Genomic DNA, 18,140 nt, shown 5'->3' on the forward strand with positions numbered 1-18,140 from the left:
TCAGAGGTTGACCCCGGGGCCGCCGTGCAGGACGGCGAACACTCCTCGGGCGCGGGTGCCGTCCGGGAGCTGCCAGGAACCGGTGACCTGGCCGGTCACTCCCGGGGAGGGCGGGAGCGGGCCGTCCGGGGCAGGTCGCAGGACCCGGTGCAGGCGGAGGGTCGTACCGTGCGGGGTGGTCAGTTGGGTGCCGTCCTGGTCGTCGGTGGTGACGAAGTCCGTGAGGATCGGGCCTTCGCCGGTGTGGGACGCGACGACCTCCCGGTCGGGGACATCGCTGATGTTCTGGTCCTGTGCCTGCGCCCGCCCCTCGATCAGGGCCGCCAACCGGTCGAGCAGCACGGGGTCGTGGCAGCCGTCGTAGGCCCAGCGCCGCCCGAGCACGCCGTGCTCCATGGTGCCCACGAGGGCGTGCTCCGCCCCGGCGAGCGGGGCGCCGCGGTAGGTGAGCGGCACCAGGTAGGTGGCCGGGTCAGGGCCGGAGGCGTCGGTGACGACGATGAACTCGATCCCGACCTCGCCCTGCGGGTCGTCCAGCCGGAACCCGCCGGCCTTGGCCGGCTTCGGTTCGCCCGCGCCGCCGCGGTACCACGGGCGGGAGGGCAGCCAGGAGGTGAGCAGTTCCAGCTTGGTCGGATGGAGCGAGGTGTTGTGGATGACGGCCACGGTGAAGGTTTCCTTCCGTTACGCCGGCCCGAACACACGGTTGCGACGCAACTGCCCGGCACACCACCGGAAGTGTCCGTCGCGGTCGTCCAGGCCGAACAGGTCGTAGGTGGTGAGGGCGTAGGCGGCTTGATAGGCGGTGAGGGCCGCGGGCGCGTAACCGAGCTCCCGCGCGAAGAGCTCGGTGAGTTCCGCGGTGTGCTCCTGGGCGTGCGGGCCGTACATGTCGCAGACGGCGGCGGTGACGGCCGCCTCGAAGGCCGGGTCGCCCGCGGCCGTGTAGAAGCCGAAGTCGAGTACGGCGACGGGTCGACCGGCCGGGTCGACGTGGATGTTGGGCGGCACGAGATCACCGTGGATCGCGGTGACCGGGGCGTCGGGCAGCGACCGCAGCGCGTTCAGCGTGCGCTCGACCCCGGCGTCGAAGTCGGGCACCCGCGCGGCGAGGGCGGCGCCGTGCCGGGCCGCGGCCCGGGCGACCAGGGCCGCGAGCGCGTCCTGAAAGCGGTCGTGGCCCTGCCAGAGGGGCCGGTCGTCGCCCTGGACGGTCAGCCGGCGCATCGCGTCCGTGCCCGGCACCGAGGCCAGACCGCGCAGGACGGCGAGCAGCGTGTCCTTGTGCCGGGCGGGCAGTTCGCGCTCGTACTCCTCATGTGCGGAGTCGCCCCGCATCGGCACACCGGGCAGCTCACGTTCGTACGTCACCACGGTGCCCCGGTGCTCTTGGACGTCGAGGATCTCGGGGGTGGCGAAGGGCAGGCGGTGTGCCGCGACGTCCGCGTAGACCTGGCGGGTGAGCTCGCTCGGCGGCCTGCCGGTCCACACCTTGGCGACCCGGCCGGCGCCCAGCCCGTAGACGACACCCTCGACGCCGGCGCCGATACGGCGGGCCCGCGGGTGTCCGCGGTCGGCGAAGTATCCGGGCCAGGGGTCGGCGGCGGGACGCTTTTCGTCGCTCCTGGGGATCTCCACGCGCGCATTAGATCAGCCAACGCACCGGCTCGACCACGCGATTACAGGAGTGCTCACAGCGGCGGGGAACTCGCCCGGAGCTTCCCATTCGTGCCGTCAAAGGGTGTCGGCAGGTCTGATGTTACCGGTAACATCACCCTTCTCCACCGTCGGCCGTACCCCGGAGTCCGCGTGACCGACCAGCCCGCCGCACAGCGCGCGACCACCCTCTCCCCCGCTCCCTCCACCCCAATCTTCAGCCGGTCCGCCGCGATCGCCTCCTGTGTGGGCTTCGTGCTCATGGGTGCGTTGCAGGCCCTGTACGGGCCCGCGATCCCCGGCTTCCGTGCGGAGTTCGGGCTCTCGCCGTCCGCCGCCGGGCTGGGGCTCAGTGCCCACTTCGTCGGTGGCGTGGCCGGTGTGCTGCTGTTCGACCGGCTCTACGGGCGAGTCGGCAACCGGCACCTCCTCGGCGGCTCCTACCTGCTGATGGCGGTCGGCGCGGCGGGTGTCGCGCTGGCGCCCGGCTGGCCCACCGCACTGGCGGCGGCCCTGCTCGCCGGGCTCGGTTTCGGCGGCATCGACTACGGGCTCAACCAGCTGTTCGCCGTGGGCTTCGGCCACCGTTCGACCGCGATGCTGAACATCCTCCACGCCCACTTCGGCATCGGCGCCATCCTCAGCCCCGTCCTGATCGGCGTGGTCGGCTCCGAGCACTACCCGGCCGTCTTTCTCGGTTTCGCCCTCGTCAACCTGCCGTTGCTGCTGTGTCTGAGGGGCGTACGGAACGAGGCGCCCGTTCCGGCCGGTGACGAGGCGAGCGGTGGGGCGGTACTCCGGCGGAGCCTCGCCTCGGTGCTCGCCGTCTTCGTCGCGCTCTACGTCCTGCACGTGGGCATCGAGGCCGGTGTCGGCGGCTGGGAGCCCACGCATCTGGAGACCGTCGGCTACGGCGCGGGTGTCGCCGCCACCGCCACCTCCGTGTACTGGCTGATGATGACCGTCGGCCGCTTCCTGGTCGCGCCGCTCGCGCTGCGCTTCTCCGCCCAGGTGATCATCACCGTCTCCTGCGCCGGCATGACGGTGTGTCTGCTGGCCGCGTCCGTGCCGGCGCTGGCGCCGTACGCGTACGCCGGTGTCGGTCTGTTCATCGCGCCGATCTTCCCCACCGGGCTGCCCTGGCTGAACCGGGCCGCCCCGCGGGCCCGCAGAGCCGGTGCCCTCGTCATAGCCGCCCCCATGGTCGGCGGTGTCGTGGCGGGTCCGGCGCTGGGCAAGGCCATCGAGTGGTCGGACGTCCGCGCGGTGCCCCTGCTGCTGTGCGGTGTCTCGGCGCTGTGCCTGGCCGCGACGCTCTGGCTGATCCGCGTCACCCGCTCCCACTGAAACGCCCATCGACGCCCCCCTGACTTCCACCCGCATCCCGAAGGGAAGCCTCCTCATGCCCGCCCTGACGACGACGTCCGACGGATTCCTGCTGCACGGCGAGCCGTTCCGGATCATCTCCGGTGCGCTGCACTACTTCCGTGTCCACCCCGGCCTGTGGTCCGACCGGCTGCGCAAGGCACGGCTGATGGGTCTCAACACGGTGGAGACGTACCTCCCGTGGAACCACCACCAGCCCGATCCCGACGGGCCTCTCGTGCTCGACGGCCTCCTCGACCTGCCCCGGTTCCTCCGACTCGCCCAGGACGAGGGGCTTCACGTGCTGCTGCGTCCCGGTCCGTTCATCTGTGCCGAGTGGGACGGCGGCGGCCTGCCCGACTGGCTGACGTCGGACCCGGACATCCGGCTGCGGTCCAGCGACCCGCGTTTCACCGGCGCCGTCGACCGCTACCTCGACCTGCTGCTGCCGGCGCTCCGGCCGTACCTGGCCGCGGCCGGAGGCCCGGTCATCGCCGTGCAAGTGGAGAACGAGTACGGGGCCTACGGCGACGACAGCGCGTATCTGAAGCACCTGGCGGACGCGTTCCGCTCCCGGGGCGTCGAGGAGCTGCTGTTCACCTGCGACCAGGCCGACCCCGAGCACCTGGCCGCCGGAAGCCTGCCGGGTGTGCTGACGGCCGGCACCTTCGGCAGCCGCGTCGAGCAGAACCTCGGGCGGCTGCGCGAGCACCGGAGCGAAGGCCCGCTGTTCTGCGCGGAGTTCTGGATCGGCTGGTTCGACCACTGGGGCGGGCCGCACCACGTGCGGGACGCGGCCGACGCCGCCGCCGATCTGGACCGGCTGCTGTCCGCCGGGGCGTCCGTCAACATCTACATGTTCCACGGCGGCACCAACTTCGGCTTCACCAGCGGCGCCAACCACAAGCACGCCTACGAACCCACCGTCACGTCGTACGACTACGACGCCGCGCTCACCGAGTACGGTGACCCGGGCCCGAAGTACCACGCCTTCCGCGAGGTCATCGCCCGCCATGCCGGAGTCCCCGACGAGCCCGCCCCGGCTCCCGGGCCCAAACTGCCACCGGTCGACGTCGAGCTGGACGGCCGGTCCCCCCTGCTTCCCCTCGCCGCCGCGCTCGCCACTCCCGTCCGCGCCGACGACCCGGTGACCATGGGCGAGCTCGGGCAGCACACCGGCTACGCGCTCTACCGCACCGTCCTTCCCGCCTCCGGTGACGGCCTGCTGCACTTCGCCGGCGGTGTCGGCGACCGTGCCCAGGTCTTCGTCGACGGCGCACCCGTCGGTGTCCTGGAGCGCGAGCGCCACGACGAGACGCTCCCGGTGCGCATCCCGCACCCGGGCGCCAGGCTGGAGGTGCTCGTCGAGAACATGGGCGGCGTCAACTACGGTCCCCGCATCGGCGCCCCGAAGGGCCTGCTCGGGCCCGTCTCCTTCAACGGCACCGTCCTGCGCGGCTGGGACTGCCACGCGCTGCCGCTGGACCACCTGGACGCGGTGCCGTTCACCCCGGGCGACGGGACGCCGGTCACCGTGCCCGGCTTCCACCGCGGCACCTTCGAGGTGGACACGCCCGCCGACGCCTTCCTCTCCCTGCCCGGCTGGACGAAGGGGCAGGCCTGGGTCAACGGCTTCCATCTGGGCCGCTACTGGAACCGCGGCCCGCAGCACACGCTGTACGTCCCCGCGCCGGTCCTGCGGCCGGGCGCCAACGAGCTGGTCCTGCTGGAGCTGCACGGCACCACCGCCATCCGCGCCCAGCTCACCGACACGCCCGACCTCGGCCCGGAGAACACCTGGTGACCCCGCACCGGCTGCGCGTGCCCTCGCCCTCCGCTCCCCCGCTCACCGGTCACCTGCCCTTCGCGGACGCGCCGGGCGTACCCGACCCGATCGGGGTCACCAGCCGCTGGCTCACCCGTGGCGGCCGCCCCTGGTTCCCGGTCTCCGGCGAGTTCCACTACTCCCGCTACCCGGCCCGGGAGTGGGAGGAGGAGCTGCTGAAGATGAAGGCCGGCGGGGTGACCGCCGTCGCGTCCTACGTCATCTGGATCCACCACGAGGAGACCGAGGGGCGGATCCGCTTCGACGGCGACCGCGACCTGCGTCGCTTCGCCGAACTGTGCGCCCGCCACGGTCTGGACTTCATCCCGCGCATCGGACCCTGGTCCCACGCCGAGGTGCGCAACGGCGGCCTGCCCGACTGGCTGCTCGCCCGCGCCTGCACACCGCGCACCGACGATCCGGCCTATCTGGAGCCCGTGCGCGCCTGGTTCACGGAGATCGCCGGGCAGTTGCGCGGACTGGACCGGGCGCACGGCGGCCCGATCGTCGCGATCCAGATCGAGAACGAGCTCTACGACCAGCCCGGCCATCTCCACACCCTGAAGCTGCTGGCCCAGGAGGCCGGACTGAGCGCGCCGCTGTGGACGTCGACCGCCTGGGGCGGGGTCCAGCTCCCGGGCGAGGAACTGCTTCCGCTGTTCGGCGGCTATCCGGAGGCGTTCTGGACGGAGGCGGACGGCGGCTGGCCCGACACCTGCCGCAAGCACTTCTTCTTCACCCATGAGCGCGACGACGAGGGCATCGGCGCCGATCTGCGGCCCACGACCGTGCGGGGCGCCGAACCGGTACCGGCGGACCGCTTCCCCTGGGCCACTTGCGAGTTGGGCGGCGGCATGGCGGTGGCCTACCACCGGCGGCCCAGGGTCGAGGCCGCCGACGTGGGTGCCCTGGGGCTCACCAAGATCGGCTGCGGTTCGGTGTGGCAGGGCTACTACATGTTCCACGGCGGGACGAACCCACCCGGTGAGCTGACGTCCCTCCAGGAGTCGCACGCCACCGGCTACCCCAACGACCTGCCCGTCCTGACCTACGACTTCCAGGCCCCGCTCGGCGAGTACGGCCAGGTGCGGCCCTCGTACCACGAACTGCGGCTCCAGCACCTGCTGCTGGCCGACTTCGGGCACCGGATCGCGCCCATGGAGTCCGTGCTGCCCGAGCGGCTGCCGACCGGGCAGCACGACCGGGACACGCTGCGCTGGGCCGTCCGCACCGACGGCACCTCGGGCTTCCTGTTCGTGACCAACCACCAGCCGCACGAGCCGCTGCCCGACCACCCGGACACGGTCTTCACGGTCGACTTCCCGGACGCACCGCCGCTGACGCTGCCGAGCGCTCCCGTCACCGTGCCCTCCGGCGCCTGCTTGTGCTGGCCCCTGCGGCTGGACGTGGCCGGGCTGCGGCTGGAGTGGGCGACCGCGCAGCCGGTGTGCACCGTCGAAGCGGGCGGACGTACGGTCCTGGTGCTGGCCGCGACCGACGGCATCGCGCCCGAACTCGCCCTGGACGCCGACACGGTGGCGTCCCTCGCGACACCGACCGGGGAGGTCACGCCGGTCGGCGGCCGGGTCCTGGTCAGCGGGGTGCGGCCCGGCACCGACGCCCTGGTCGAGGTGGACGCCGCCGAGGGTTCACGCGTCGGGCTGCTGGTCCTGGACGCGGCGACGGCCCGAACCGTCTACCGGGGTGACGCCTGGGGAGCCGAGCGGCTGGTGCTGTGCGGGGACGGGGTCGTCTTCGACGGTGACGAGGTCCGGCTGCACAGCCCGGCCGCCGAGCCGTCGTTCGCGGTGCTGCCCGCGCCGGATTCCCTCCCGGTTGTGGCGGGGGCACGGCTGCGGGCGGCGGCGGACGGCGTGTTCACCCGCTGCACGATCGAGGCGGCGCCCCTCGCAGCCACCGCTGCCACGACCGAGGCCGCGTCCCTCGCGGACATCGCGGTACCCGTCACCCTGGTCAGGCCCGCCGGTCCGGCGCCCGAGCCGGTGAACGGCGTGCAGGGGCGGGCGAGCGTACCGGCGGACAAGTACGTGGAGACGGTGGCCGCCGAGTACCGCGTCGACGTACCGGAGGACCTGCTTCGGGCGCCTGCCGGTGTCCTGCTGCGGCTGCGCTGGACGGGCGACCTGGCCCGGGCCTACGTGGGAGACGTCGTGGTCGCCGACCAGTTCTACTCGGGCCGGGTCTGGGACATCGGCCTGGACCGGCTGCCGGTGGAGGAGGTACGGGCGCGTGGCCTGCGGCTGAGGGTGCTGCCGCTGGCCGAGGACGCTTCCGTGCACGTGCCGGGGCAGGCGGGTGACGACTGGCGGGCGGCCGGGGTGCGGCACGCCGAGTGGGTGGTCACGCGCTCGTGGACGGTGCGGGCCGGCTGAGCAGCCCGCGGGCCCCGCCCGGCCTATGCTGTGCTCCTGCCGGGCGGGGCCAAGGACCGCCGTAACCGACGTCGAGGAATCACCCGTCATGACACCGAGCGCCACCGACAGCCCTGTCCCGAAGGGCCGCAGCCGGCGCAACTTCGCGGGGGCGCGGCCGGTGATGGCCGACGTGGCCCGGCTGGCCGGCGTCTCCAAGCAGACCGTCTCCCGGGTGCTCAACGACCATCCGGCCGTCCGCCCCGCGACGCGCGAGGCGGTCCTGGACGCCATGCGCACGCTCGGCTACCGGCCCAGCCGCAGCGCGCGCTCGCTGGCCAGCGGCCGGACCCGGATGCTGGGGGTCATCTCCTTCGACGCCGCCCGGTACGGTCCCGCCTCCATCCTGACGGCCATCAACACCGCGGCGCAGGAGGCCGGTTACCTGGTGAGCTCCATCGCGCTCGACACGGCCGACCACGACACCGTCGTGGAGGCCGTGAACCGGCTGTCGGCCGAGGGCGCGGACGGCGTGATCGCGATCGCCCCGCAGCAGTGGGTGGGCCTGGCCCTGGCGGAGACCGACGTCGGGACTCCCCTGGTGGTGCTGGAGAGCGCCCTCGACGACAGCACGCCTCTGGTCACCGGCGACTCCCGCACCGGGGCCCGCAAGGCGACCGAGCACCTCCTCGGCCTCGGGCACGCCACGGTCTGGCACATCGCGGGCCCCGCGGGATGGACCTCCGCCGAACACCGCCTGGCGAGCTGGCAGGCGACGCTCCAGGCGGCCGGTGCGGACATCCCGGCCCCGCTCGCCGGGGACTGGAGCGCCGACTCCGGGTACGACCTGGGCCGCCGGCTGGCCCGGCGGCCGGAGGTGACGGCGGTGTTCGCCTCGAACGACCAGATGGCGCTGGGTCTGCTGCACGCCCTGCACGAGTCCGGGCGGTCCGTCCCCGGGGACGTCAGCGTCGTCGGTTACGACGACATCCCCGAGGCCGCGCATCTCCTGCCGCCGCTGACCACCGTCCGCACCGACTTCGCCGAGATCGGTACCCGTTCCCTGCGGCTCCTGCTGGACCGCATCGACGGACCCGGGGAGGTGCCCCTCGTCGACACGCTCGTCCCCGTGGACCTCGTGGTGCGTGCCAGCAGCGGCCCGCCACCGGTGAACTGACGGCGTTCCTCAGGCGTTCCCCTCGGCGGCCGCCCGCTGCCAGGCCGTCTCCCGCAGCAGACGCAGGCCGTTCAGACCGACCAGGACCGTGGAGCCCTCGTGGCCGGCGACGCCCAGCGGCAGCGGCAGGTTTCCGGCCAGGTCCCAGATGACGAGACCGGCGATGAACACCCCGGCGATGACGAGGTTCTGGACGACCAGCCTGCGCGCACGCCGGGACAGGGCGACGGTGGTGGGGACCGCCGCGAGTTCGTCGCGCACGATCACGGCGTCGGCGGTCTCCAGGGCGAGGTCGGAGCCCGCCCGGCCCATGGCGATTCCGGTGTGGGCGGCGGCCAGGGCGGGCGCGTCGTTGACGCCGTCCCCGACGACCAGCACCTTGCGGCCCGCGCCCTCCATCTCCTGGACGGCCGTCAGCTTGTCCTGCGGCAGCAGCCCCGCGCGCACGTCGTCGATGCCGGCCTCGGCGGCGAGGTGCGCGGCGGCCCGGGGGTTGTCGCCGGTGAGGAGCGTCGGGGCGGTGCCGGTGAGCGTGGTGAGCGCGGCGACGGTGGCGGCGGCGTCCGGGCGCAGCCGGTCGGCGATGCCGAGCAGCCCGGCGGGGGACCCGTCGACCAGGACCAGGACGGCGGTACGGCCGGACTCCTCCAGCTCCTCGGCGACGGCGGTGACCCTGCTGCCGGTGCCGTCCAGCAGGCGGGCCGGAGCACCGACGGCGACCCCACGGCCGTTCACGACGGCGGTCACTCCCACGCCGGGCGCGGAGGTGAAGTCCTCGGCGCCGGGCAGGTCGAGACCGCGCTCGCGGGCCGCGTCCACGACCGCCCGGGCCAGCGGATGCTCACTGGGCCGCTCGGCCGCCGCCGCCAGCGTCAGCAACTCGGCTTCGTCCAGGCCGGATCCGGCCAGCGGCCGGACATCGGTGACGCGCGGGCTGCCCTCGGTCAGCGTGCCCGTCTTGTCCAGTGCGACCGCGTCCACCTGGCCGAGCCGCTCCATCACCACGGCCGACTTCACCAGCACGCCGTGCCGTCCGGCGTTGGCGATGGCCGACAGCAGGGGCGGCATGGTGGCCAGCACGACCGCGCACGGAGAGGCCACGATCATGAACGTCATGGCACGCAGCAGCGCGTCGGTGAGCTGCTCGCCGAAGGCGAGCGGCACCAGGAAGACGGCCAGGGTCGCGGCCACCATGCCCAGCGAGTAACGCTGTTCGACCTTCTCGATGAACAGCTGCGTGGGCGCCTTGGTCTCGGACGCCTCCTCCACCATCCGGACGATCCGGGCGATCACCGAGTCGGACGCGTCGCGCTCGACGCGGACCCGCAGGGCGCCGGTGCCGTTGAGGGTGCCCGCGAAGACCTCGTCGCCCGGCTCCTTCGCCGCGGGGAGCGGCTCGCCGGTGATGGTCGCCTGGTCCACGTCGCTCGCCCCGTCCAGCACGCGGCCGTCGGCGCCGACGCGCTCACCGGGCCGGACGAGGACGGTGTCACCGACCGCCAGCTCCTCGGCGGGGACGGTCTGTTCACCGCCTTCCGGGGTCAGCCGGGTTGCCGTGGCGGGGGCGAGATCGAGCAGGCCGCGGACGGAGTCGGCGGTGCGGGCGGTGGCCAGCGCCTCCAGCGCGCCGGAGGTGGCGAAGATGACGATGAGCAGGGCACCGTCCATCACCTGCCCGATGGAAGCGGCGCCCAGGGCGGCGACGACCATGAGCAGGTCGACGTCGAGGGTGCGCTCCTTCAGCGCCTTGAGCCCTTCCCAGCCAGGCTCCCAGCCGCCCGTGACGTACGACAGGGCGTAGAGCGGGCCCCAGGTCCAGGCGGGGGCGCCGGTCAACTGCAAGGGCAGCGCGAGCAGGAAGAAGACGGTGGCGGCAGTGGCCCAGCGCGCCTCGGGGAGCGCCAGGACACGGGTACGCCGCCGGGGCGCGGCCCCGGTACGGGCGGGCTCCGCCCGGTCGACCGGCTGCGGCGTGAGGGTGGAGGTCATCAGAAGAGTCCTTCGGGCGGGGGCATGCCTCCCCACCATACAGGAACACATGAAGACTGATTCATGTCTTCATCGATGACCCGACTCAGCCGTTGGGGATCGCTCCGGGACTAGTGCTTCTCGGTGGCTCCCCACGTGTCGAGGTAGGACTCGGCGCCGCGGAACAGGTCGTCCACCACGTCCTGGCCACCGACCCGGCGGATGTCCTCGATCCAGTCCGGGACCAGGCCGTAGTGGGCGGCGCCGTCGGTGTTCAGGTCCCAGGTGCGGTCCCCAGTGGTCTGCCGGTCGATGACGGAGCCGCCGTCGACACTCTTGAAGGGGTAGGTGACCTTGTTCGGGGCGTCCGCACCCCGTGGGGCCGGCCAGCCGCCGACGCCGTTCATGTCGGTGCCGTAGCCATAGCCCACGCCGTACTTGTCGCGCAGGGCCTCCGTGCGCTTCGCCTCCGCGATGAATCCCTCGGAGCCGTGCATGTACTGGGCGATGAAGCCACCGAGGCCGTAGACCCGTTCGGTCCAGTCCAGGTCCATCCAGCTGTGCGAGGAGAGCACTCCCGGGTAGGACTCGGCCTCGAAGATGTCGAGCACCCGGCCGGTGGCCTTGACGCTCATGTGGTCGATCTCCAGCATCATCCCGCGTTGCATCATGCCGCGGACGGCGTACTCGCCGAGTCCGGTGAGTCCTCGGACGTTGCACTGGGCGTCCGCCTTGTACGAGGGAACCCGCACACCCGCCGGAAGCTTCTTCTCGGCCGCGGCCGCCGTCGCGTCGCCGATGGGGTTGTCGTGCTGCGGGCCCTTGCACGTCTCCGTCTTCCAGAAGGTGCCCGTCGAGAGGAACTGCCCGACGTTGATGGCCGTTCCGAGCGTGCCCGAGTCGAAGCGGACACCGCACAGCGCGTTGTCGAACTTGTGGCACAGGAACATGCTGCGCACGCCCAGCGCGTACAACTCGTCCAGGCCCTTGTCGATGTCGGCCCTGCTGCACTGCGGGATGTCGAGGACCTGCTTGCAGCCGAAGGGCTCAGAGGTCTCGACGCCGAGGACGACCGCCAGCTTGCCCTGTTCGATGACCTCACGGGCCTGCGCGCTGTCGGTGACGATCCGGAACCAGCCCTTGCCGGGCCCGCCGTACATCTTGTCGACGAAGGACTGCATGTCGTACGTCAGTTTCGCCTGGAGCCGGATGGACGTCATCTCGTCGCAGCCGCGGTCCTTGAAGAAGTAGACGGAGCAGATGACGCCGTTGGTGACGAGGTCGTTGACCAGGACCCGCTGGCCGCCGCGCCAGGCCCGCTCCACCCAGGCGTAGTAGTTCTGCTGGTGGGTCAGCGAGTCGTGGGCCGGCCAGTCCTTGAAGGTGGGCCAGCCCACCGGGTCGTGCTTGCCGTCGCCCCCGTTGGTGATGAAGTCGAAGATCGCGAGCGAGCCGTCCGGGTAGTGCTCGGGACAGTCCTTGAGCGCGTCGGCGACACCCTGCTCGGAGAACGGCTTTCCGCAGATCAGACGACCGCCGAAGCCCTCGTTGGCGAAAATGTGGTCGTGCGCGTCGACGAAGCCGCGCACTTCGCCCTTGGCGTCGGTGCCGGTGAACGGCTCGCCCGTGACGTTGATCCGGGAGTCCGGCCCGGGCCGTGCGGTCGGGTTCCACCAGCCGGATCCGGCCGCCGAACTGGGCGTCGGGCCCAGCGCGACGGCCAGGACGAACAGTAGGAGCGACACGACGGTGACGTTCTTGCGTCGGCGGTACGGGCGTCCTGCACTGATCACGGCCCACGTCCTCGGTCGGGGGGTGGCGGGGTCGACGTACCGGCCGCCCGGGGCCCCGAAGGCCCGGAACCGAGGGCCGGGTTGTCATGACCTCATCCAAGGGTCCGACGAGGATGGCCACTGCCGCGCCACGAGTCAAGAGCCCGTGACCCATGACCTACTGACGGGTCATCAGATCACCGCCGTTAGGCACAGCGCCCCCTGGTGCCACCGGCACCAGGGGGCGCGACACCGTCAACGCACAGGCACCGCGACGTACTGGTACTCCAGGAACTCCTCGATGCCGACCCGGCCGCCCTCACGGCCGAGGCCGGACTGCTTGACCCCGCCGAAGGGCGCGGCCGGGTTGGAGACGAGGCCGGTGTTGAGGCCCACCATGCCGACCTCCAGACCCTCGCTGACGCGCAGCCCGCGGTCCAGACCCTGGGTGAAGACGTAACCGACCAGGCCCCAGGGCGTGTCGTTGGCGCGACGCAGGACCTCGTCCTCGTCGTCGAAGGTGAGGATCGCCGCGACGGGGCCGAAGATCTCCGTGTCCATCAGGCGGCTCTCGGGGGAGACGTCCGTGAGCACGGTCGGCGGGTAGAAGCAGCCCGGCCCTCCGGGCGTACGGCCGCCTACGAGCACCCGGGCGCCGCGCTCCACCGCGTCGGCGACGAGTTCCTCGACCTTGCCGCGTCCGGTCCTGTCGATCAGCGGGCCGACATCGACTCCGTCGCGGGTACCGGGGCCCACCACGAGCGCGCCCATCCGCTCGGCGAGCCGCCGGCCGAACTCCTCCGCGACCGACCGGTGCACGAAGAAGCGGTTCGCGGCGGTGCACGCCTCGCCCATGTTGCGCATCTTGGCGACCATCGCACCGTCCACGGCCACGTCCAGATCGGCGTCGTCGAAGACGATGAACGGCGCGTTGCCGCCCAGCTCCATCGAGGTCCGTACGACGGTGTCGGCGCACTGGGCGAGCAGGATGCGGCCGACGCCCGTCGAACCGGTGAAGGACAGCTTGCGGATCCGGCCGCCGCGCAGGAGGGGTTCGCAGACCTCGCCGGCGCGGGAGGTGGTCACGATGTTCAGCACACCGTCCGGGAGCCCGGCCTCCTTGAGGATCCCGGCCAGGGCCAGGCTGGAGAGCGGGGTCTGCGGGGCCGGCTTGAGGATCATCGTGCAGCCCGCCGCGATGGCCGGGCCGATCTTGCGGGTGCCCATGGCCAGCGGGAAGTTCCACGGCGTGATCAGCAGGCACGGGCCCACCGGGCGGCGGGAGAGCAGCATGCGGTTGCGTCCGTCGGGCAGCGTGCCGTAGCCGCCGTCGATGCGGACGGCCTCCTCGGAGAACCAGCGGAAGAACTCGGCGGCGTACGCCACCTCTCCCCTGGCCTCGGCGAGCGGCTTGCCCATCTCGGACGTCATCAGGTGGGCGAGCTCGTCCGTGCGCTCGAGGATGAGCTCGTGGGCTCGGCGGAGGATCTCGCTGCGGGCCCGGGGTGCGGTACGTGCCCACTCCTGCTGGGCCTGAACGGCCGCTTCCTCAGCGAGCTTGGCGTCCTTCGGGCCGGCGTCGGCGACGTGGCAGAGGATCTCGCCGGTCGCGGGGTCGTCGACGGGCATGGTGGCGCCGTCCGCGGCGTCCACCCAGGCGCCACCGATGAACAACTGGTTCAGTACCTCGGTCATGATGTCTCTCCTGTTCGATCGGCGGCGGGGTCCAGGAGTTCCGCGAGGTGCAGGGCACGGATGTCCCGGTCGCCGGCGAGGTGGTCGATCTGGGTGGCGCAGCTGAAGCCGTCGGCGACGACGGTGCGTCCGTCGAGGTTGTCGATGCGGGGTTTGAGAGCGAGGTCGGCGACGGCCATGGAGGTGTCGTAGTGCTCTGCCTCGAAGCCGAAGTTGCCTGCGAGTCCGCAGCAGCCCTCGGCCTCGTCGACACTGCCTACGCCGAGTCGGCGCAGGAGGTCGGCGGGGCGGCTGCCCTTGAAGGTGGCGTACTCGTGGCAGTGGGTCTGGAGGACGACGTTCTCGGGCAGCGGCGGGGGGCTCCAGTCCTGGTCGGCGAGGTCGGTGAGGGCCCCGGTGAAGGTCTGGACACGGCTCGCCACGCGCTGGGCGGCCTCGGTGCCGAGCAGTTCGGGGACGTCGCGTTTCAACGCGGCCGCACAGCTCGGCTCGGCCACGATGATCGGCCGGTCGTCGCCGGTGTCGAGCGCGGCGACCGTGCGGGCCATGATCCTTCGGGCCACGGACAGCTGGCCGGTGCTGACCCAGGTCAGTCCGCAGCACAGTCCGTCCTGCGGCGCGCAGGAGATACCGGCGTCGGCGAGCACACGGCTCGCCGCTCCGGCGACCTCGGGACGGAAGGCGCGGGTGAAGCTGTCGACGAAGAGCACCGCCTTCGCCCGCTGTGCGGTTCCGGCGGCGCGCAGTGTCTTGCGCAGGGCGCGCCGGGAGGCGAAGGCGGGGATCCTGCGCTTGGTGGTGACGCCGCCGAGGCGGGCGAGGAGCTTGCCGAGCGGTCCGCGCAGCAGCGCGTTGACCGGGCGGGCGGCGTATCCGGCCAAGGCGGAGGTCAGCGGCAGCCAGCCCAGTGAGTAGTGGGAGCGGGGGCGCAGGCGGCCCTTGTAGTGCTGGTGCAGGAACTCCGCCTTGTAGGTGGCCATGTCGACGCCGACCGGGCAGTCGCTGGAGCAGGCCTTGCAGGACAGGCACAGATCGAGGGCGTCCTTGACCTCGGTCGAGCGCCAGCCGTCGGAGACGGCCTCGCCGCGGACCATCTCCTGGAGCATGCGGGCCCGGCCGCGGGTGGAGGCGTTCTCCTCGCCGGTGGCCCGGTAGCTCGGGCACATCACGCCGCCGGAGTCGCTGCGGCAGCGGCCCACACCGACGCAGCGGCGTACCGCGCCCGCGAAACCGTCCTCGTCATGCGGGAAGCCGAACGTCGTCTCCAGCAACGGGAGTTCACGCAGCGCGAGGTCGGCGTCCAGCGGGGCCGGATCGACGATCACGCCGGGGTTCAGCAGTCCCTCGGGGTCGAAGGTCTTCTTGAAGGCGGCGAACGCGGCGATCATGCGGTGGCTGTACATGACCTGGAGCAGCTCACTGCGGGCGCGTCCGTCACCGTGCTCTCCCGACAGGGTGCCGCCGTGCTCGACCACCAGCGCGGCCGCCTCGGTCAGGAAACGCCGCATGACCGTCCGGCCGGCCTCGGTGGCCGGGTCGAAGTCGATGCGCACGTGGACGCAGCCCGCGCCGAAGTGCCCGTACAGCACGCCCGTCAGGTCGTGCGAGGCCAGCAGTTTACGGAAGTCGCGCAGGTAGGCGGCGAGGTTCTCGGGTGCGACGGCCGCGTCCTCCCAGCCGGGCCAGGACTCCCCGCCGTCCACGAGCCGGGCGGCCAGCCCGGCTCCGTCCTCGCGCACCCGCCACAGCGAACGCCGCTCGGCCGGGGTCTCGACGACCCGGCCGCCGGTCATCCGCCCCCGGTCCTTGAGAGCATCGAGGAGCTCGGCGGCGCGGGCGTTGACCGCTGCCTGGTCGTCGCCTTCGAGTTCGACGTACAGCCAGGCCCGTCCCTCGGGCAGGCCGGTGACGGAGTCCGGGCCACGGCGGGCGCGCATGGTGGCGACGATCGCCTCGTCCATGCCCTCCACCGCGCTGGGCGACCAGCGCAGGATCTCCGGCACGTCCTCGGCCGCCTCGACCACGTCCTCGTAGCCGAGCGTCAGCAGTGTGGAGGCCTGTGCGGTCGCCACCAGGCGGACCGTCGCGGCGGTGACGACCGCACAGGTGCCTTCGGTGCCCACCAGAGCACGGACCAGGTCGAACCCGTTCTCCGGCAGCAGGTGGTGCAGCTGGAAGCCGGATACCTGACGCGGAATCCGGCCCAGCTCGGTCCGGATCAGCGCCAGATTGTCCTCGACCAGCCGCTTCAGGCCGGATTCGAGCCGGGTGACGCGCCGCACAGCCTCCGCGTCACCCGGCTCGGCGGCACGCAGCCCGGAGTGGTCGGCCACGGCCCGCACGCCGTCGGCCGTCACGATCTCCAGGGCCTCGACGTGGCCGCTGGTCCGCCCGTCGCGCACCGACCGGTTGCCGCACGCGTCGTTGCCGATCATGCCGCCGAGGGTGCAGCGGCTGTGCGAGGACGGGTCGGGTCCGAAGTCGAGCCCGTGCAGGGCGGTCGCCCCGCGCAGCGCGTCGAGGACGACACCGGCCTCGACCCGCGCGGTGCGTGCCTCGACGTCGATGTCGAGGATCCGGTTCATGTACCGGGAGAAGTCCAGGACGACTCCGAGCCCGACGGCGTTGCCCGCCATGCTGGTGCCGCCGCCCCGGGCCGTGACCGGAACACCCGCCTCCCGGCAGGCCCGCAGCACCGCGACCACGTCGTCGGCGGTGCGCGGGAAGGCCACCGCCCGCGGCAGCACACGGTAGTTGGAGGCGTCGTAGGCATACGGGCCCGTCGCCCCCGGGCCGGTCTCCACCCGCAGACCGGGCGCGATCTCGGCGATCCGGGCCGTGAGACCCGCCAGGTCGCGGGTGGCGGTGGTCATCGGTCCGCCGCTCCCGAGGTGCCGGCCTCGACGGCGTTCGCCCAGGCCTGGAGGCCCTCGTCCACGCCCGCCTCGTCGATGACGAGCGCCGGGATCATGCGGACCACCTGGTTCCAGGCGCCGCACAGCAGCAGGAGCAGGCCCTCGTCGATGGCGGCGCGCTGTACGCGGGCGGCGGTCTCGGGGTCGGGGCTGCCGTCCTCGGTGACGAACTCGGTGGCGAGCATGAGTCCGAGGCCGCGGACGTCGCCGATGCCCGGGGTCCGGTCGGCCACCGCCTCCAGGCCGTGGCGCAGCCGCTTGCCCATCGCCTCGGCGTTCTCGACGAGCTTCTCGTCGCGCACGACGTCGAGGGTCGCGCAGGCCGCGGCGCAGGCGACGGCGTTGGCGCCGTACGTGCCGCCCTGCGAGCCGGGCCACGCCTTGGACATCAGTTCCTCGGACGCGGCGATGCCGGAGAGGGGGAAGCCGCTGGCCAGGCCCTTGGCGGTGACGAGGATGTCCGGGGTGACGCCGAAGTGGTCGTGTCCCCAGAAGCGCCCGGTGCGGCCGACGCCGGTCTGCACCTCGTCGAAGATCAGCAGGAAGCCGTGCCGGTCCGCCCGCTCGCGCAGCCCCTCGATGAAGGCGCGGTTCGCGGGCACGTAGCCGCCCTCGCCGAGCACCGGCTCGACGATGATCGCGGCCGTGTCGGCGGGCGACGAGATCGTCTGGAGCGTGTAGTCGAGCTCCTTGAGGGCGAAACGGGTGGCGGTCTCCTCGTCCCAGCCGTACCGGAAGGGCGTCGGGAACGGGGTGACGACCACGCCGCTCATCAGCGGGGAGAAACCGGACCGGAAGCGGATGCCGGAGGTGGTCATGGAGGCGGCGGCGACGGTACGGCCGTGGAAGCCGCCGTGGCAGACCAGGACGTTGGGGCGGCCGGTGGCCTGGCGGGCCAGCCGCAGTGCCGCCTCGACGGCCTCACTGCCCGAGTTGGTGAAGAACAGGCTGTCGAGGCCGGCCGGCAGCACCTCGCCCAGCTTGTCGACGAGGCGGCGCAGCGGCTGGTGCATGACGGTGGTGTACTGGCCGTGGATCAGCGTCCCCACCTGCTCCTGCGCCGCCGCCACGACCTTGGGGTGGCAGTGCCCGGTGCTGGTGACGCCGATGCCGGCGGTGAAGTCCAGGTAACGGCGGCCGTCCTCACCGTAGAGGTGGACGCCCTCGCCCCGGGCCGCCAGCACGGGTGTGGCCTGGCGAAGGTGCGGTGACAGTGCGGTCATGGTGTCTCCCGGCCGTACGTCGAGGGGTGGTTGCTTGGCTCAGCTCCGGTAACCGAGCATCCGAGCCCCCGCGTGGGGCGACAACGCGTGATCTGTCCAGCCGGAACGCGTTGTTCGGACGTTGTGTCAACCTCCGAACCCCCCGCGTCCCGCCTGCCCCTGCCGTGGACAG

11 protein-coding genes are annotated in these 18,140 nt (G+C 72.4%); 4 read left to right on the top strand and 7 right to left on the bottom strand.

Annotation, left to right across the window (positions count from 1 at the left end; genetic code table 11):
- Both QC385_RS32995 and QC385_RS33000 read right to left on the bottom strand, forming a co-directional pair.
- The gene (locus QC385_RS32995) at positions 1-666 is read right to left on the bottom strand and encodes a maltokinase N-terminal cap-like domain-containing protein (RefSeq protein ID WP_279545024.1); all 666 of its coding nucleotides are present in this window, start codon (positions 664-666) and stop codon (positions 1-3) included.
- An 18-nt stretch (positions 667-684) separates the two neighbouring features.
- Positions 685-1,638: an aminoglycoside phosphotransferase family protein gene (locus QC385_RS33000; protein ID WP_279545025.1), complete on the bottom strand. Its 954-nt coding sequence runs from the start codon at positions 1,636-1,638 to the stop codon at positions 685-687.
- 171 nt (positions 1,639-1,809) lie between these two features.
- On the opposite strand from QC385_RS33000, the gene QC385_RS33005 reads away from it, so the two are divergent.
- The 4 genes from QC385_RS33005 (at position 1,810) to QC385_RS33020 (ending at position 8,395) form a co-directional block, all read left to right on the top strand.
- Complete coding sequence (locus tag QC385_RS33005) at positions 1,810-3,003, top strand: MFS transporter (protein WP_279545026.1); 1,194 nt, start codon at positions 1,810-1,812, stop codon at positions 3,001-3,003.
- 55 nt (positions 3,004-3,058) lie between these two features.
- Complete coding sequence (locus tag QC385_RS33010) at positions 3,059-4,825, top strand: glycoside hydrolase family 35 protein (RefSeq protein WP_279545027.1); 1,767 nt, start codon at positions 3,059-3,061, stop codon at positions 4,823-4,825.
- The gene (locus tag QC385_RS33015) at positions 4,819-7,239 is read left to right on the top strand and encodes a beta-galactosidase (protein WP_279545098.1); all 2,421 of its coding nucleotides are present in this window, start codon (positions 4,819-4,821) and stop codon (positions 7,237-7,239) included. The genes QC385_RS33010 and QC385_RS33015 overlap by 7 nt, the downstream gene beginning before the upstream one ends.
- A gap of 88 nt (positions 7,240-7,327) precedes the next feature.
- Positions 7,328-8,395, top strand: coding sequence for a LacI family DNA-binding transcriptional regulator (locus QC385_RS33020; RefSeq protein WP_279545028.1), 1,068 nt, complete (start codon positions 7,328-7,330; stop codon positions 8,393-8,395).
- 9 nt (positions 8,396-8,404) lie between these two features.
- Here QC385_RS33020 and QC385_RS33025 read toward each other — a convergent pair whose 3' ends face one another.
- The 5 genes from QC385_RS33025 to QC385_RS33045 form a co-directional block, all read right to left on the bottom strand.
- Positions 8,405-10,384 (bottom strand): heavy metal translocating P-type ATPase, encoded by a 1,980-nt coding sequence (locus tag QC385_RS33025; protein WP_279545029.1) that lies wholly within the window; start codon positions 10,382-10,384, stop codon positions 8,405-8,407.
- A 110-nt stretch (positions 10,385-10,494) separates the two neighbouring features.
- On the bottom strand, positions 10,495-12,156 hold the full coding sequence (locus tag QC385_RS33030) for a membrane dipeptidase (RefSeq protein ID WP_279545030.1): 1,662 nt from the start codon (positions 12,154-12,156) through the stop codon (positions 10,495-10,497).
- Between the two features lie 234 nt (positions 12,157-12,390).
- Positions 12,391-13,830, bottom strand: coding sequence for an NAD-dependent succinate-semialdehyde dehydrogenase (locus QC385_RS33035; RefSeq protein WP_279545031.1), 1,440 nt, complete (start codon positions 13,828-13,830; stop codon positions 12,391-12,393).
- Complete coding sequence (locus QC385_RS33040; protein ID WP_279545032.1) at positions 13,827-16,703, bottom strand: FAD-binding and (Fe-S)-binding domain-containing protein; 2,877 nt, start codon at positions 16,701-16,703, stop codon at positions 13,827-13,829. The genes QC385_RS33035 and QC385_RS33040 overlap by 4 nt, the downstream gene beginning before the upstream one ends.
- Positions 16,700-17,968, bottom strand: a complete 1,269-nt coding sequence (locus tag QC385_RS33045; RefSeq protein ID WP_279545033.1) for an aspartate aminotransferase family protein — start codon at positions 17,966-17,968, stop codon at positions 16,700-16,702. Before QC385_RS33045 ends, QC385_RS33040 begins: the two co-directional genes overlap by 4 nt.
- Positions 17,969-18,140: the final 172 nt, after the last annotated feature.

The organism is Streptomyces sp. DH10, from assembly GCF_029813805.1.
Lineage (GTDB): Bacteria > Actinomycetota > Actinomycetes > Streptomycetales > Streptomycetaceae > Streptomyces > Streptomyces coeruleofuscus.

Excerpts from the sequence above, each read along its gene's own strand:
- QC385_RS33010 (WP_279545027.1), top strand. The coding sequence starts at position 3,059 with ATGCCCGCCCTGACGACGACGTCCGACGGATTCCTGCTGCACGGCGAG.
- QC385_RS33020 (WP_279545028.1), top strand. The coding sequence starts at position 7,328 with ATGACACCGAGCGCCACCGACAGCCCTGTCCCGAAGGGCCGCAGCCGG.
- QC385_RS33025 (WP_279545029.1), bottom strand. The coding sequence starts at position 10,384 with ATGACCTCCACCCTCACGCCGCAGCCGGTCGACCGGGCGGAGCCCGCC.
- QC385_RS33035 (WP_279545031.1), bottom strand. The coding sequence starts at position 13,830 with ATGACCGAGGTACTGAACCAGTTGTTCATCGGTGGCGCCTGGGTGGAC.
- QC385_RS33040 (WP_279545032.1), bottom strand. The coding sequence starts at position 16,703 with ATGACCACCGCCACCCGCGACCTGGCGGGTCTCACGGCCCGGATCGCC.
- QC385_RS33045 (WP_279545033.1), bottom strand. The coding sequence starts at position 17,968 with ATGACCGCACTGTCACCGCACCTTCGCCAGGCCACACCCGTGCTGGCG.